Source organism: Candidatus Binatia bacterium, assembly GCA_036382395.1.
Lineage (GTDB): Bacteria > Desulfobacterota > Binatia > HRBIN30 > HRBIN30 > JAGDMS01.
Window position 1 is genome coordinate 1 of record DASVHW010000164.1, and the last position, 15,596, is coordinate 15,596.

Annotated in this window: 14 protein-coding genes; 2 read left to right on the forward strand and 12 right to left on the reverse strand. The window is 62.3% G+C overall.

Annotated features, from left to right (window positions below; all coding sequences use genetic code 11):
- Positions 1-1,088 (forward strand): hypothetical protein (locus tag VF515_07635; GenBank protein HEX7407508.1); only part of this gene is annotated, 1,088 nt, incomplete at its 5' end.
- 43 nt (positions 1,089-1,131) lie between these two features.
- Positions 1,132-2,394 carry a hypothetical protein gene (locus tag VF515_07640; protein HEX7407509.1) on the forward strand — a complete coding sequence of 421 codons (1,263 nt, stop codon included), beginning with the start codon at positions 1,132-1,134 and terminating at the stop codon, positions 2,392-2,394.
- A gap of 182 nt (positions 2,395-2,576) precedes the next feature.
- Here the strand turns inward: VF515_07640 and lptD are convergent, their stop codons facing one another.
- The 12 genes from lptD to VF515_07700 all read right to left on the reverse strand — a co-directional run.
- Positions 2,577-4,817, reverse strand: a complete 2,241-nt coding sequence (gene lptD, locus VF515_07645; protein ID HEX7407510.1) for an LPS assembly protein LptD — start codon at positions 4,815-4,817, stop codon at positions 2,577-2,579.
- Between the two features lie 13 nt (positions 4,818-4,830).
- Positions 4,831-6,147, reverse strand: a complete 1,317-nt coding sequence (locus tag VF515_07650; protein HEX7407511.1) for a folylpolyglutamate synthase/dihydrofolate synthase family protein — start codon at positions 6,145-6,147, stop codon at positions 4,831-4,833.
- Entirely contained in the window at positions 6,137-6,985 is an 849-nt protein-coding gene (gene trpA, locus VF515_07655; GenBank protein HEX7407512.1) for a tryptophan synthase subunit alpha, read from the reverse strand. The genes VF515_07650 and trpA overlap by 11 nt, the downstream gene beginning before the upstream one ends.
- Before the next feature lie 4 nt (positions 6,986-6,989).
- On the reverse strand, positions 6,990-8,183 hold the full coding sequence (trpB, locus tag VF515_07660; protein ID HEX7407513.1) for a tryptophan synthase subunit beta: 1,194 nt from the start codon (positions 8,181-8,183) through the stop codon (positions 6,990-6,992).
- Positions 8,167-8,784, reverse strand: coding sequence for a phosphoribosylanthranilate isomerase (locus VF515_07665; protein ID HEX7407514.1), 618 nt, complete (start codon positions 8,782-8,784; stop codon positions 8,167-8,169). The genes trpB and VF515_07665 overlap by 17 nt, the downstream gene beginning before the upstream one ends.
- A gap of 2 nt (positions 8,785-8,786) precedes the next feature.
- On the reverse strand, positions 8,787-9,575 hold the full coding sequence (trpC, locus tag VF515_07670; protein ID HEX7407515.1) for an indole-3-glycerol phosphate synthase TrpC: 789 nt from the start codon (positions 9,573-9,575) through the stop codon (positions 8,787-8,789).
- Positions 9,572-10,585 carry an anthranilate phosphoribosyltransferase gene (gene trpD, locus VF515_07675; GenBank protein ID HEX7407516.1) on the reverse strand — a complete coding sequence of 338 codons (1,014 nt, stop codon included), beginning with the start codon at positions 10,583-10,585 and terminating at the stop codon, positions 9,572-9,574. Before trpD ends, trpC begins: the two co-directional genes overlap by 4 nt.
- Before the next feature lie 4 nt (positions 10,586-10,589).
- Entirely contained in the window at positions 10,590-11,171 is a 582-nt protein-coding gene (locus tag VF515_07680) for an aminodeoxychorismate/anthranilate synthase component II (GenBank protein HEX7407517.1), read from the reverse strand.
- A gap of 91 nt (positions 11,172-11,262) precedes the next feature.
- Positions 11,263-12,738, reverse strand: a complete 1,476-nt coding sequence (gene trpE / locus VF515_07685) for an anthranilate synthase component I (protein HEX7407518.1) — start codon at positions 12,736-12,738, stop codon at positions 11,263-11,265.
- Between the two features lie 43 nt (positions 12,739-12,781).
- The gene (locus VF515_07690; GenBank protein ID HEX7407519.1) at positions 12,782-13,450 is read right to left on the reverse strand and encodes an SPOR domain-containing protein; all 669 of its coding nucleotides are present in this window, start codon (positions 13,448-13,450) and stop codon (positions 12,782-12,784) included.
- A gap of 9 nt (positions 13,451-13,459) precedes the next feature.
- On the reverse strand, positions 13,460-15,109 hold the full coding sequence (argS, locus tag VF515_07695; GenBank protein HEX7407520.1) for an arginine--tRNA ligase: 1,650 nt from the start codon (positions 15,107-15,109) through the stop codon (positions 13,460-13,462).
- Positions 15,110-15,250: 141 nt separating this feature from the next.
- The coding region (locus tag VF515_07700; protein HEX7407521.1) for a molybdopterin molybdenumtransferase MoeA at positions 15,251-15,596 on the reverse strand (346 nt) is incomplete at its 5' end.

Consider the following 15,596-nt stretch of genomic DNA (forward strand, 5'->3'; position numbering starts at 1 on the left):
ATGTGAACGCTGCTCCTGTCAACCCCAGTCTTCCGCCGTCAAGTACCAATCCACCACAGTGGAATGAGACGGATTTCGATATCTGGCTGACGCGTCAGCAGCCGACACATTGGGTTGCCAGCCTCGGGCGTCGATGGGGGAATTTCTCGGGACTGGACGGCAATAGCAATGCCGGTCTGTCTCCGGGGTTGGTGCCTCCGGTGCCGCTGGGCTTCATCGGCGAACTGAAATGCATTCAGGTCGATGAATCCGGTTCTCCGTTCCCTGGCAACAATCTGAAGGGCGAGGCGACCCTGAGGAATCTCGCGGGCGATGTCAGCGAGTACAACGCGATTGCCTTGCGGGGTAACCCAAGCCAGTTCCAAGGGACCGACGCGCGGAGCACCGGCCCGAACGATCTGGCTTTGGATTTGACCGCCGCAACCGGACCAATAGAGGAGGGAGGCGACAACACCGGCATGTACAGCGCCTGCCCGGATACGCTGCTGCTCAATCACTTCGCCGAGCTGTCGCCGGACATGGTGATCGACCAGATCGGCATCTGCGCACCCGTATGCGTGGCGGGGCCGCATACTGGCGGTCCGTGCATGCCCAGTACGGCCAGTACGGACTGTGGCATCGGCGGCCTTTGCGGCGGTTGCCCGGTGAGCACCGAGCTGACGCTGGTGCCCTGTCAAGAAGACTTCGAGAATCAACAGGGGGCCGCGGTTACGGTCCAATTCCTCATCATCAATGAATTCGAACAGGCCTTCAGCACGAGCACCACGGTGAGTTGCTACATGAATCTGCCGCTTGGCCTGATCGGCACTGCCGGCAATAACTCTTTCACCTACTCGGTGCTTGGGACTCTCAGCGCGTATTCGCGCATCACCCCGGCTACTGGGCATGGCGGTGTGATCGGTGTTGCCGAAGAATTCCGTGGCGCCACATCAAATCCACCTCTAGTTGGAGCGGTATCTGGATTCGGTCCGAAGACCGCGGCGGCGTTCAATCTGGAGATCGAAGGGAATCGGTTCGACGCGGCAACCAACGGCAAGGGCGATTCGCGTCCCGGCGTAACGGACCACATCATCATACCGCTGCCGTGAGGACTTGAGCCATCTGCTGGCGGTGAGGAAAGGAGAAGACGTGATGAGCACGATGACGAGTAAATTGCGGCGGACGATGCTCTTTGGAGTAGTTGGAACGCTGGTAGCTCTGGGCGGGGTGAGGATGGTGCGGGCCGACGTCGCTTCGGACAAGCCCGGTGCGATCCTGATCTTTCCGAAGATCGTCGTGGATACGAGTGGAGTGCTCGGCCCTCCAACCGACACGGAGATCCAGATTACAAATACGTCGAATTCGGTGATTGCGGCGAGGTGCTTCATTATCGATGACACTCAGCACTGCAGCAACTCGCCGTCGACGGCCTGCACGGCGCAGTTGGCAGCCAATGGCGCGGCGCTGAATGAAGGTGGCTGCGGGGCCGGCGGTATATGCGGTGGTCCGTGCAGCCCGCGCGTGCATGAAAACGACTTTCGCATTACGTTGACCAAGCGCCAGCCGATTTCCTGGAAGGCCAGCGAGGGCCTCTCCTCATTGCCGTGCGGCTCGGGCATTAGCGCCCCGAGTGGCGGTTGCACAGGCGGGCAGTCGAACGGATCCTCGAGCATACCAGGCGTTCAAGAGGTTCCGTTTTTTGGCGAAATCAAATGTGTCGAAGTCGGTCCGGATGATTTCCTGCCCACCGTCGGCCTCGATCCGGCGAACAATAATGCCGGGGATCTCAAGGGCGAGGCGACCATCATCTCGACTTCAGGCATATTAGTCGACGCCCGGAAGTACAACGGTATCGGCATTCAGTCGACGGGTGCAAACAATCGCGACGGGAACTTGGTGCTCGGCGGAGCAACCCCGGAATACAACGGTTGTCCGAAGGTAATCGTCTTGGATAGTTTCTTCGACAACGCAGAGGTGGTGACACACGGTAGCGCCGCCCTCAGCGAGACGGTCATCACCGACCTTACGGTTGTGCCGTGCAGCGAGGATCTCCTGAGCCAGACCCCAACGAGTGCTACCCTGCAGTTCTTGGTGTTCAACGAGTTCGAGCAGAAGTTCTCGACTTCAACCTCGTTCTCATGCTTCAAGGAAGTGCAGTTGTCTGACATCGATTCGCGGCCCGGTTCCTTCGGCAACGCGCAGTCGATTTTCAACGCGGCAATGCAAGGGACGCTTTCGGGGCAGACCCGGATTCGCCCGGTTCCTAGCGCGACCAGTGACAATCGCATTCTTGCTGTCAGCGAGGCATTCTGGACGTGCACATCTGGTCCGGGCGGCACGTGCAGCGCGGCGTCGAACGTCAACATCATTCCAGGTGGAGGCATCGGCGATCAGCTGAGCATCCCACTCGACTGACGATCGTTGCAGCAACAGTCAACAAGGGCAGGGGCTTCGGCTCCTGCCCTTTTTTTGCGGCCAAGGGGCCGCTCGGACTGGACAGTGATAGGGAGTTCTCAGACCGCTGCTGCGGCGAGAGAGGCGGCAGCGAGGCAAAGGTGCCTAAATTGCATGGCGGGTATTGTTCGCAGAATCCGTGTTTACGGTGCGACCGCGACGCGCTCCGGAGGTTTACTGGATCCGAGCCCGACCAAGGTGATCTGGGCTGTGGCCTCCAACTCCTGCGGGTTGGTTCGATTCGTGACCCCGAAGTCGAGTGCCCAGCAGTCGCACGTTGAGATGAGCCTGAGGCCGAAGTAATTGTCCAAGAATCGGCTGGCTATGACATCGTAACGGCTGGATTGGAGGAGGCCGATCGAATCCGTGAGGCGCAGCACAATGTTGTCGTCGAGTTCTTGCAGGAGATTCTGCGTCAAGAAGCGGTACGAGATCCCGGCACTGGTGCGCGTGTCTAGGCGAGGCGCTGCACTGCCTGACGGCGCCTCACGAGGGTCTTGGATGAAGAGACCGACGTGGGCGGCAGAGATGTTGGTATTCCCGGTGTCGTAGCTCGTGTGGAATCGCACGGATAGTGCACGACTGGGGTTCACACGCCCGTCGAAATCGATGTCAGAGAAGTGGTCGGCAGCGCGGTTAGTTTGGAGTGGATTGAGCTGGCGGTTGATGTCGACGCTCTGCGTCAGGGAAAAGCGGGCGAGTTCACGAATCTGAGCATGGGCGGCGTCGGATGGCGCCTTTTCAGCCTCAGTCGATGAGGAATCGGAAAACTTGCCGATGAAGCGGCTCATGACACCGTAAGTCAGCAGGTTACGCTGGTTGATACGATCAACACCGTCGAAGAGCGGGAGATCCGCCTGCGATACGGTCGGGATGTAGAGGTAATCGACGGTCGGCTCGATGGTGTGCTTGACCTTCTCCAACCCGAACCAGGTGGCCGGATATATTCTGCTGAGTGACGCGCCCATCTCAGCTCCAAGTTGGAAGAGTTCCCGCGACTGGTTCCGCGGCAATTGCAGACCCGTGTCAGCGAGCCGGTCCTCGGTGAGGTGGTACGCGGTCTCGCGTAGCGCCGCCCTGACGGAGCCGAAGGCGAAAGGGCCAAGCGGAAGTGGCAGCACCGCCGCGGGTTCGACGTCGAGCCGGAGTCCGTCCACGCCGCGGGCACGCTGGAAATCAACCGCGGTCGCATTGAGCTGACCGAGGACATGCCGGCCAAGAAGGGTTTGGCCCCACAGGTCGACTTCTGGGACACGCTGTAGTGTCGGGGACTGAAATCCGGTCAAGTCTTGGTAGTACGTGCCCTCACCTTTCAGGGCCACCCGATCCCACAACTGAACCGCCGCCAAGTGGGTTTGAGTGAACGGCAGCGTGCGAATGGCGACTTCGTGCGAGTGCTCGAAGGCGTACGTGTTGATTTCCCGCAGGAACAGATCATCGCTCACCAGGAAAACGTCGCCGTAGAGCCGGCTGGTGCCGAGAAATGGCTGTTCGTGCTCGGCTGTTACGCTCCAGCGATCTTGGGGAATGGTCGTTTCAAACGGCTTAACCGGCGTCCCGCCTCGAAACGACTCGTTGAAATAGGACCCGTCAAGGAAGCCGCGCGTCTCGCGACTGAGGGCGTAGCGATAATCCCCGACGAAACCGGCGCGTGCACTGGTCTCGAAATCGAGGGCCAAAGTAGCATCCTGGCTCTTGCTGATCGCCCAATAGGCGGGCAAGAATGTTTGAAAGCCGCGAGTGTTGGAGAATCCGAACCGTGGGGCGAGCAGCCCACTCTGCCGTTCCTGCTGTACTGGAAAGGTCGCACGGGGAATGTACAGAACGGGAACGTCCAACAGCTTGAACGTGCCCCCGGTCAGCGTGCCGTAGCCTTCCAGGCTGACGTTGAGTTCGCGCCCGCTGATGCTCCATGTGGGCGCGCCCTCGGCGCAGTGGCAGGTGGTAAACTGGCCGTTCTCGATGTGGTACGTTTGCCCGAGGCCCTTTTCGACCCGCGTGCCCCCGAGCGAGTAGCGGAACCGGACTGATTGGATTTGAGCGTCCTTGAGGAAGCCGGTTTCTTCGTCGAGGTTCATGTGGACGGTGTCGGCCACGACCGTCCCTTCGGCATTGGTCAACCTGACGTCACCCTGTGCGTCGGCCTCGTTGGTGGTCCGATTGAGACGCACCTCGTCCGCCCGCAACTCCATCTCTCCGCGTGTAATTACCACGTTTCCACGGGCGATTATCGAGTTCGTTTTCTGCTCGTAGCCGAGCTCGTCGGCGGTAATGGTGATCGCTTGCTCTTGGACGGATGGGCCCTCCATCCGGTACGCATGACCGGCATTGGGGAGAAGGGCGTACAGTGCAAGCGCTGCGGCCAGGAGACGTCTGTCGCCCATGTATACGATCGCTTTAGGGATGCAGCGCTGCCGCGCTGCTGCTGAAGAGATCCTGCTTGCCAGGCTGGCGCAAGAAGTGCGGGTAGATCGCGCCCACCAAAAACAAGGAACCCGTCACGAGGATGACCTCATGTTCGCTGACGCAATCCATCAGCGTTTCCAAGCCGGTCAGTGGTTCCGGTGCGATGCGGACCGGGCAATGCCGGGCGAACGCTTGCGCCAGGGCCTCAGCGGCTTCTCCGCGCGGGGGCAGCACGGTCGCTACGGTCGCAGAACCTACCAGAGGGCCAAGCGCATCTACCATCGGCCGCCAGTCTTTATCACGCATCACACCGAAGAGCAGGTGCACCGGGCGCCTGCCAACAACGTCCGGCAGCTCACGCGCCAGCGCCATGATGCCGTGGAGGTTATGTGCCCCGTCCAATACGACCACCGGACTGCCTTGCACCACCTCGAGCCGACCCGGCCATCGGACCTCGTCCAAACCGCGACGGATCGCGTCGCCGCCGAGCGGGAACCGGTGCTGTAACTGAATGGTGGCGGCAATGGCCATGGCGGCGTTGTCACGCTGGTAGCTGCCTCGGAGGCCGACCCTCAGGTTAGGGAAACTCCACCCCATTCCCTCGAAGCGGAACGGTGTCGAACCACGTACGGAAAAATCGTGTTCGGCCCGGTACAGAATCGCGTGCCGCTCGGTAGCCACTGCCCTGAAAATCTCATCGACCTCAGGCTGCACGGTTCCGACGACGACGGGCCGCCCAGGTTTGATGATGCCGGCTTTTTCCCGCGCCACCGAGGCGAGTGTGTTGCCGAGGAATTCTTGGTGGTCCATTCCGATGGTGGTGATGACCGCCACCTCCGGGTCCAGGACATTGGTTGCATCCAAGCGCCCGCCGAGCCCGACCTCGACGATCGCTAGTTCGACACCGCAACGGGCGAAGTGCAGAAACGCCATCACCGTCACAAATTCAAAAAAGGTCAAATCGATGCCGCGAACCGTGGCGGCGGTGCGTATCTCTCGCGCCGATGCCACGACTTCTTCCTCGGAGATCGTGTTGGCCCCAACGCGAATGCGTTCGGTGAAGCTCAGGAGATGCGGCGAGGTGTACAGTCCGACGCGGTAGCCAGCGGCGGTGTAGATCGCGTGCAGCATGGCCGCAACCGATCCCTTGCCGTTTGTCCCTGCGATGTGAACTGCGGAAAACCGCTTGTGCGGATCACCGAGGTTTTTGAGCGCGAGCGCCACGCGTTCGAGCTTGAAATCCATGCCACGTGCTGCCTCGAGGCGGTAGAGCCAGGCGAGGACGTCGGCGAATTGGCTATTTGTCATGAGGTGCGCCGGCAGCCTGTGGTGTTTCCCCTGCGATGCCGCGGCCCGCGCGCATGGCGTCCTTGAGGCGGCGGATGAAAGCTCCGACTTCGGCGAGGCTGGAGCCGCCACGGTGTGCATCGACGATCCGCATGATTGCGCTGCCGACGACTGCGGCGTCGGCGAAGGCGGCGACCTCGGCCGCCTGCTCGGGAGTCGAGATGCCAAAGCCGACCGCGATCGGCAGCGCTGTGGATTGTCGCAGGCGCTCCACCACTGGCCGCACCGATTCCGCCAGCATCGGCCGCACACCGGTCACGCCGGTTACCGACACGTAGTAGATGAACCCGCCCGCATGTCGCAGTACTTTTCGCACACGATCGGGCCCGCTCGTTGGTGCCAGGAGGAAGATGAAGTGGATTCCCACGCGACGAAGGTACGGGAGCAACTCCCCCACTTCCTCCGGGGGCAGGTCGACAATCAGGAGGCCGTCGACGCCGGCCTTGTGTGCGTCGGCAGCGAATCGCTCAGCGCCGTAATGGAAGATCGGGTTGTAGTACCCGTACAGGATCACCGGCACCTGCGAATCCCGCCGAAAATCACTGACCAACTCGAGCACGCGTGGCAGGGAAGCGCCGGCCTTCAGCCCGATCTCCGATGAACGCTGCAGAACCGGCCCGTCAGCGGTGGGGTCGGAAAAGGGGACCCCCAGTTCCAGAAGGTCCGCTCCGTTGTCAGCCGCAACCCGCATCAGCTCACGAGTGGTGTCCAAGTCCGGATCGCCGGCCGTCAGAAACGGGATCAACCCCGCGGTTCGGTGCGCCCGTAATGCGCGGAAGGTTTTGTCGATGCGATTCATGTTGCTACAGAGTGACGCCGAGGTAGTTGGCGACTGTGTTCATGTCCTTGTCCCCGCGGCCGGAGAGATTGACGATGATGATCTGATCGCGCCGCATTTGCGGTGCGAGCTTGGCCGCGTAGGCAACGGCATGGGCGCTTTCCAGTGCCGGAATGATGCCTTCCGTACGTGTGAGGAGCTGCAACCCTTCGATCGCTTCCGCATCGGTGACGGCGAGATACTGTGCGCGTCCGGTGGCGTGGAGGTAACTGTGCTCCGGACCCACGCCCGGGTAGTCGAGTCCCGGCGCGATCGAATGGGCACTCCGGATCTGGCCCAATTCGTCCTGCAGAACATACGTCTTCTTCCCGTGTAGCACGCCAACTTGGCCAGCACTAATCGAAGCGGAGTGCCTGCCGCTTTCCAGACCGTCTCCGGCTGCCTCGACCCCGATCATGCGCACATCGGCATCGCCAAGGAACGGATAGAAGAGGCCCATGGCGTTGCTACCACCACCGACGCAAGCGATCAGGCAGTCGGGCAGGCGGCCTTCGTGCCGCAGGATCTGCCGGCGCGCTTCTCGCCCGATGACGGATTGGAAGTCGCGGACGATCATAGGGTAGGGATGTGCGGACATGGTCGAGCCGACGAGGTAGTAGGTGTGCTCGACGTTGCTGACCCAATCGCGTAACGCTTCGTTGATGGCGTCCTTCAGTGTTTCGCTGCCGGAAGAGACGCTCCGTACCTGCGCGCCCAACAGTTTCATGCGGAAAACGTTCAATGATTGCCGGTGGACATCTGTCCGTCCCATGAATATTTCGCACTCCAGCCCGAACAGCGCGGCGACGGTGGCGGTGGCGACGCCGTGTTGGCCGGCCCCGGTTTCCGCAATGAGGCGTTGCTTGCCCATCCGCCGGGCCAGCAACGCCTGACCGAGTGCATTGTTGAGCTTGTGCGAGCCGGTGTGGCAAAGGTCCTCACGCTTCAAGTAGATCTTGGCGCCGCCCAATTTCGCGCTCAGGTTGGCGGCGAAGGAGAGCGGTGTCTCCCGCCCGACGTATTGCGAGAGGTAGGAGGCCAGCTCGCGATGGAAGGCGCGATCACGACGCAGGCGCCGATACGCCGCCTCCAGCTCGAGCAGGGCGGGCATCAGGGTCTCGGCGACGTAGCGGCCGCCGAAGATGCCGAAATGGCCCTGGCGATCAGGCAGTGTGTGCATCGGCGATGAACCTCCTCATCAGACTCCAGTCTTTCTTGCCAGGTGCCCGCTCGATCCCGCTCGCCACATCCACCCCAAACGGGCGCACCGTGCGCACGGCATCCGCAATATTCTCGGGCGTCAATCCACCCGCCAGAATCAACCGGCCACGGTCGAAGCCTTCCAGAAGCCCGAGGGCGAGACGCAGCCCCGTGCCGCCGAACCGGCCCTCGACATACGCATCGGCGAGGATGAAATCAACTGCATAACGGTGCGCCTCGGCTGCCGCATGTTGGTCGCGTACGCGAATGGCCTTGATCACTTTCTGCCGCCAGGCTTGGCAGAACACCGGGTCTTCATTGCCATGAAACTGCAGGGCCGTCAGCCCCGTCTGCTCCGCAATGGTCGTTACCTCTTGCCGGGATGCCTGCACGAACACCCCCACGGTGCAGGTGGTGCGGGGAATGCGTGCGGTGATGTCGGCGGCGACACCGGGTGGGACGAAGCGCGGGCTTGGCGCATAGAAGTTGAAGCCCAGCGCGTCGGCACCCGCGTCCACCGCCGCGAGGGCGTCGTCAAGGTTCGTGATCCCGCAGACTTTCACTCGCACAGGCGACTGCATCGTTAGAACCCGCGTGTGTGCCTACCCAACAACTCGGCGAGCTTAGCACCGGGATCGGGAGCGCGCATGCAGGTTTCCCCGATCAGAAACGCCCGCACGCCACTGCGCTCGAGGCGCTCGACGTCCGCCACGGTTTCGATACCACTTTCGGCGACGACCAACACTTCCGCTGGCACGCAGCGCACAAGCTCCTCCGTGGTCGCGAGGCTGGTGCGAAAGGTCCGTAAGTCGCGGTTGTTGATTCCCAGAAGCCGCGCCCCGCTGCTGAGGGCACGCTCCAGTTCCAGGCGATCGTGCACCTCGACCAGCGGGCTGAGCTTCAACGTCTCAGCCAGCAGCAACAGCTCATGCAGCAAGGCATCTGGAAGAATGGCGACGATCAGCAGAACGGCGTCCGCGCCAAAGGCGCGGGCCTCGTAGAGTTGGTAGGGGTCGAAGAGAAAGTCCTTCCGCAGGAGCGGGACGGCCACCGCATTGCGGATGGCGGCAAGGTGGTCGAGATGCCCTTGGAAATGACGTTCCTCGGTGAGCACCGAGATTGCCGCGGCGCCGTTCGCGGCATAACTGGCGGCGATATGCAGAGGATCGAAATCCGCGCGGATGACGCCCTTCGACGGCGACGCCTTCTTGACCTCGGCAATGATGGCGCGCCGGCGCTGTGCGAGCGCGGTTCGCAAGTCGCGGCGCTCGGCGCGGAACAGGGGGCGGCGCTCCAAGTCTGCGAGGGAAGCCGTTGCCTTGGTGCGCTCCAGGTCGGCCCGCTTGTCGCGGACGATGTCGTCGAGGATCATCGATTGGTGAACTCGATAAGCTGCGCCAATTTCTGTCGGGCGCGGCCGCTGCGAATAGCGTCGCGCGCCAGATCGACTCCGGCGGCGATCGAGGGGGCCAGACCGCCCACGTAAATGGCCGCCGCGGCGTTCAGTACGGCGATGTCGGCGCGCGGTCCGGTAGCGCCGGCCACAATGCCGCGGATGATACTGGCTGCCGTCTCGCGGTCACCACCCTCCAAGTCGGCATCACGGCAGCTCTTGAAACCGAAGTCCTCCGGGGTGACGCGGTAGGTGTGCAAGCTGCCGTCCCGGTACTCCGAGACTTGTGTCGGCGCCGCCAACGAGATCTCGTCGAGACCGTCGTCGCCATGCACCACCAAGGCGTGCGAGCTGCCCAGCCGGCCGAGTGCCCGCGCGAGCGGCTCGATCCATTCCGGGGCGAAGACGCCGACAACCTGATGGCGGGCACCGGCGGGGCTTGCGAGCGGACCCAGGAGATTGAAGATGGTGCGTAAACCCAGTTCGCGTCGCGGGCCGGCGGCGTGCCGCATGGCAGGATGGAAAACCGGCGCAAAGAGAAAGGCGATGCCGATTTCATCGATGCAGCTGGCGACCCGTTCAGGCGGCAGTTCGATCTTGACCCCCAGCGCTTCAAGGACATCGGCGCCACCAACCGTCCCTGACATGGCACGGTTGCCGTGCTTGGCGACGGTCAACCCCGCACCCGCAGCGATCAGTGCGGCCGCGGTCGAAATGTTGAAAGTTCCACGCAAGTCGCCGCCGGTGCCGCACGTGTCAACGACCACGGCAGACCGGAGGTGCAGCGGGGCGGCAAACTCCCGCATGGCGCGCACCGCACCCGTTATTTCGTCCACCGTTTCGCCTTTCATGCGCAGCGCTACAAGCAGAGCGCCGACCTGTGCGGGTGTCGCGGCGCCTGCCATGAGCTGACGCATGACGGCTTCCATCTCCGATTCGCTGAGCGAGTTCCGGGCGACAATTCGGGCCAACGCTGTTCGTATGTCCACAGGCCTACCCGAGCGTCCCGCGCGTCAGATCGAGGAAGTTCTTCAGCAGGTGCTTGCCCTCAATCGTTAAAATCGACTCGGGATGAAACTGAATGCCTTCGACGAGATGTTGCCGGTGGCGTACGCCCATGATCTCGCCTTCCGCCGTCCAGGCGCTGAGTTCGAGACACGCTGGCAGGGTGGAGCGCTCAATCAAGAGCGAGTGATACCGCGTCGCTTCGAACGGCTGACTGAGGCCGCGAAAGATCGTGCGGCCGTCGTGATGAATGGGGGAGGTTTTCCCGTGCATCAGCCGCGCCGCCCGCACGATGTTGCCGCCAAAGGCTGCGCCGATGCTCTGGTGACCAAGGCAGACGCCGAGAATCGGGATGTGGCCCGCGAAACGTTGGATCGTGGCAATGGACACTCCGGCCTGTGCCGGTGTGCACGGGCCCGGCGAGATGACGATCTGGTCGGGGTGCAGCGCGGCGGTCTGGTCCAGCGTGATCGCGTCGTTGCGATAGACCCGCACGTCAGCCCCCAACTCGCCCAGGTACTGGACCAAATTGTAGGTAAAGGAATCGTAGTTGTCGATCATCAACAGCATGATCTTGTCGTGAGTCGTGCTCGTGAGTCGTGCTCGGAAAATATTCGGATCCAAAACGAGCACGATTCACGGACACGGTTCACATTTCCTCTCACATCGCCTCCGCCAAGCGCACGGCCTGAATCATGGCGCGGCTCTTGTTGACGCACTCCGCGTGCTCCCGCTCTGGATCGGACTCCGCCACGATGCCGGCGCCGGCTTGCACGTACACGGTACCGTCCTTCACCAAGATCGTACGGATGGTGATGCAGGTGTCCATATTGCCGGAGAACGAGAAATACCCAACGGCGCCGCCGTAGACGCCACGGCGTACCGGTTCCAGCTCTTCGATGATCTCCATGGCGCGGATCTTTGGGGCGCCCGTGAGCGTGCCGGCGGGGAAGGTGGCGCGGAAGGCGTCGAAGCAGTTCTTCCCCTCGACCAACTCTCCGCGCACGTTCGACACCAGATGCATGACGTGCGAGTAACGCTCGACGTACATTTGCTTCGTCACCTCGACCGTCCCGGTCTTGGCCACGCGGCCCACGTCGTTGCGGCCCAGGTCCACCAGCATGATGTGCTCGGCAATCTCTTTCGGATCGGACGTCAACTCGTCCTCGAGTTCACTGTCACGCCGTTCTTCGGTGCCCCGCGGCCGCGTGCCGGCAATGGGCCGGACCGTGATTTCGCGCCCCTCGAGTCGCACCATCACCTCAGGGGAGGAGCCGATCAGCGTATGGTCACCGAGTCGCAGGTAGAACATGTAGGGTGACGGGTTGATCGTTCGCAGACACCGGTAGATGTTGAACGGGTGTGCCCGCAGTGGACACGCGAAGCGTTGCGCCAGAACCACCTGGATGACATCGCCGGCGACGATGTACTCCTTGGCCTGCCGGACCATGGCTTGGTACCGATCTGGCGTCACGTTCGATCGTATGTCCGGAGGCCCATCGACGTTCTGCAACCGAGTGGGGATCTCGACGCGACGGTTCAGACGCTCAATCAGCTTGTCGATCTTGGCGCAGGTGGCATCGTAGGCCGCGCGCAGATCCGTCTCTTCGCCGAGAAAGGCATGCCCGACCACTTTGATCTTCTGTGCCGTATTGTCGAACAGCAGCAGTGTATCGACCAGCATGAGGTAGAGATCGGGGAGGTGCAGGTCGTCGGTTGCGCGTTCCGGAAGGCGTTCGAAGAACCGCACCAGATCGTAGCCGACGTAGCCCACCAAGCCGCCGGAAAAAGGTGGGACCCCCTTCACTGCGACCGGACGATAGCGTCCGAGGAGCTCCTTCACCGCCTCCAGCGGATCGGCCACTTCCCGAGCTGCGGTCGAGCTGCCGGGTGAACCGATCCAGACATTCCGCCCTTTGCTGCGGAAGACCAGTTCTGGTGCGACTCCGAGGAAACTGTAGCGTCCCCACTTCTCGGCCTCTTCCACACTTTCGAGCAGGAAAGCGTCGCCACCGTCATCGATCTTGAGGAAGGCCGAAACCGGGGTCTCCAGGTCGGCCAAGATTTCTCGGTAGACCGGGATCAGGTTGCCGCGCCGCGCCAGGGCGCAGAATGCGTCAAAATCGGGGGTGTACATTCCGGTCTTCAAACCCTCGGACCCTCGAGCCCTTGAACCCTCATCATTGCGGCGTAACGTAGGCGTTCTCCAGACCTTCGCTGCTCTTCAAACGGGCTTCGAGTTCCTTGGCTTTGTCGCGACTCGTGAACCGGCCCACCCGCACGCGGTACCACGTTTGCCCACGCATCGGCGCCTGCACGCTGTAGGCATCGTATCCCTTTGCCCGGAGCCCGCGCGCCAAGTCGCTGGCCTGCTGCGGATTCGTGGTGGCGTTGATCTGGACGGTCCATCCCGCGTCCGCCCATTCCTTCCCGGGCGCCGGCGTCTCCGGTTGTTTCGTTCGTGCGGCCGGAGCCGAGGTGGCGGTTGGCTTCGGCTTTTCGGCGACGCGTCGAGGCGGTCCGGTCGGCGTGCTGCTCTGTGCGACCGGAGCAGGGGTGGGCGTGGACGGAACTGGGGCCGCGGTCTCCTGCAGTCGCTGGTAGGCCTTTTCCTTCAAGCCGCGGTAAAAGGAGAGGTCGACGTCCTTTTCGTCTTCCTTTGCCGCCGTCGGCTGCGCTGGGACGGCCATGCGGACGACGCGTTCTTCCTGTGCAAGACGCCGCTCGGTTACATCGCGGCCCACCCAGATCCCGAACAGAAAGATCAGTGCCGAGGTAATCAGGAAGCCGAAGATGAGAGCAAAAAGCTGCCCGAATCCCAGACCCGCCGATCCCATGCGTCGCAGCATCGTTGTGTCTCACATCTTGTCCGGGGCGCGAACCCCTAACAAGTCCAGTCCCTTGCGAACCACAATCTGCACCGCCCGTGCCAGGTACAGCCGCGCGGCCGTTCGTTCGGGGTCATCGGTTAAAACCCGCTGCCGGTTGTAGAAGCGGTGAAACTCACTTGCCAAGTCGATCAAGTAAAACACCACGCGGTGCGGCTCAAGGGCCCGCGCGGCATCTTCTACGATGTCAGTATACTGCGCCAGGAGCTTGACCACCGCCACCTCTTCCGGCGCCGTGAGCATCTCGAGATGGGATGCGGCCGCGGTGGTTGCGTTGAGGCCCTGTTTGGCCGCTTGTTCGAATATGCGCGAGACGCGGGCATGGGCGTACTGGACGTAAAAGACGGGGTTGTCGGCGGACTGCTTCTTGGCGAGATCGAGGTCAAACTCGAGATGGCTGTCGGCCTTGCGCGTCAGGAAGAAAAACCGGACCACGTCGCTGCCGACTTCTTCGAGCAGTTCGTCAACGGTGACGTACTCGGCTCGGCGCGTCGACATCTTAACCTGCACGCCACCGCGCGTGAGGGTGACAAACTGGTAAATGACGGCCTTGATCTTCTCGGCATCAAGACCAAGGGCCTGGATGGCGGCTCGCACCTCCTGGTGCTCGGCGATGTGGTCGGCTCCCAGGACGTCGATGAGTAAATCGAAGCCGCGATGGAGCTTCTCCCTGTGATAGGCAATGTCCGGTAGGCGGTATGCCGGCTCGCCGCTCGACTTGATCAGCACCCGGTCCTTGTCCAGGCCCAGTGGCTCGCCGCGCAGCCACACCGCTCCGTCGCGGTCGAAGGCAAGGTCGCGTGCCCGCAACTCGGCGACGATCTCGGCGATTTGGCCGCCGGCATAGAGAGAATCCTCGTTGAAGTAAGCATCGAAATGGATGCCCATACGGGCAAGCGTCAACTCGATGTCGGCCAGGATGGTGCGCTCGGCGGCTGCCTTGAACCGCCCGGTCGCGGGTTCGTCGACCAACCGGTCCCCGTGCTCTTCGATCAACTTGCGCGCGATATCGACGATGTATTCGCCAACGTAGCCGTCGTCCGGAAACGAAACTGACTGGCCTAGCTGTTCGAGGTAGCGGGCACGTACGGACGCGCCCAGCAACGTCATCTGGCGGCCGGCGTTGTTGAAGTAGTACTCGCGGGTGACATGGTGGGCAGTGGCTTCGAGTAAGCGGGCAATGGCATCACCCAGGACGGCATTGCGCCCATGGCCGATCGTCAGTGGCCCAGTGGGGTTGGCGCTGACGAACTCGACCAGGACCTTGTGCCCTGCACCAAACGCCGCCGGGACGTGATCCGCACGCTCGATTTCGGCGAGACATTCCTGCCAGAAGCGAGGCGAAAAGCGGAAATTGATGTACCCAGGACCGGCGATCTCCGTGGCGGCCAGGATCCCGTCCGGGTCTTCGATGTGTTGGACAATGATCTCGGCGATGGCGCGCGGTGCTTTCCGCTGCTGGCGCGCGAGCGCCAACGCGACGGTCGACGCTAGATCGCCGAAGCTGGAGTCCTTGGGCAGCTCCAAAAACAAAGGGGGGAGGCTCTCTAACTTCAGCGCTCCCCCCTTTGTGGCTCTCAATAACGCCTGCTGAAGCAGCCCCTCAAGCCGTTTTTTCATCCTCCGTTCGCCAACGGTCGCTCAGAGTACGCATCGGTTGTGCAAGCTGCTTCAGAAAACTTGAGTGAGGCGTATAGCCCGGGCCACCGGCAGAGTCAAGGACGACAGGACGAGGACGACAGGACGAGCGGAGACAGTGCCTCATAAGAGGATTACCTCGACCTCTGTGCCTTCGTTGAGACCCTCGGCGCTCGCGGGAACTCGGACCAGCCCATCGGCTTTGACCAGATTGAAGATGGCGCCTGACTTGCCTGCCATCGGCGAGGCGACACAGTAATCGTCGCGCTGCGCCAGTGTCACCCGGACATAATCCTCGCGTCCCGGCTGCGAGGCGACGTTTTGGCCTAGACGCGCCCACATGGTGCGCCGGGGCGCGAAGATAGCGCCGCGGTCTTCACCGCCGAGGACACGGATGAGCGGCGCGCCGAAAACCTCGAAAATCACGAGCGCCGAGACCGGATGGCCAGGAAGCCCGAGGACGGGCTTG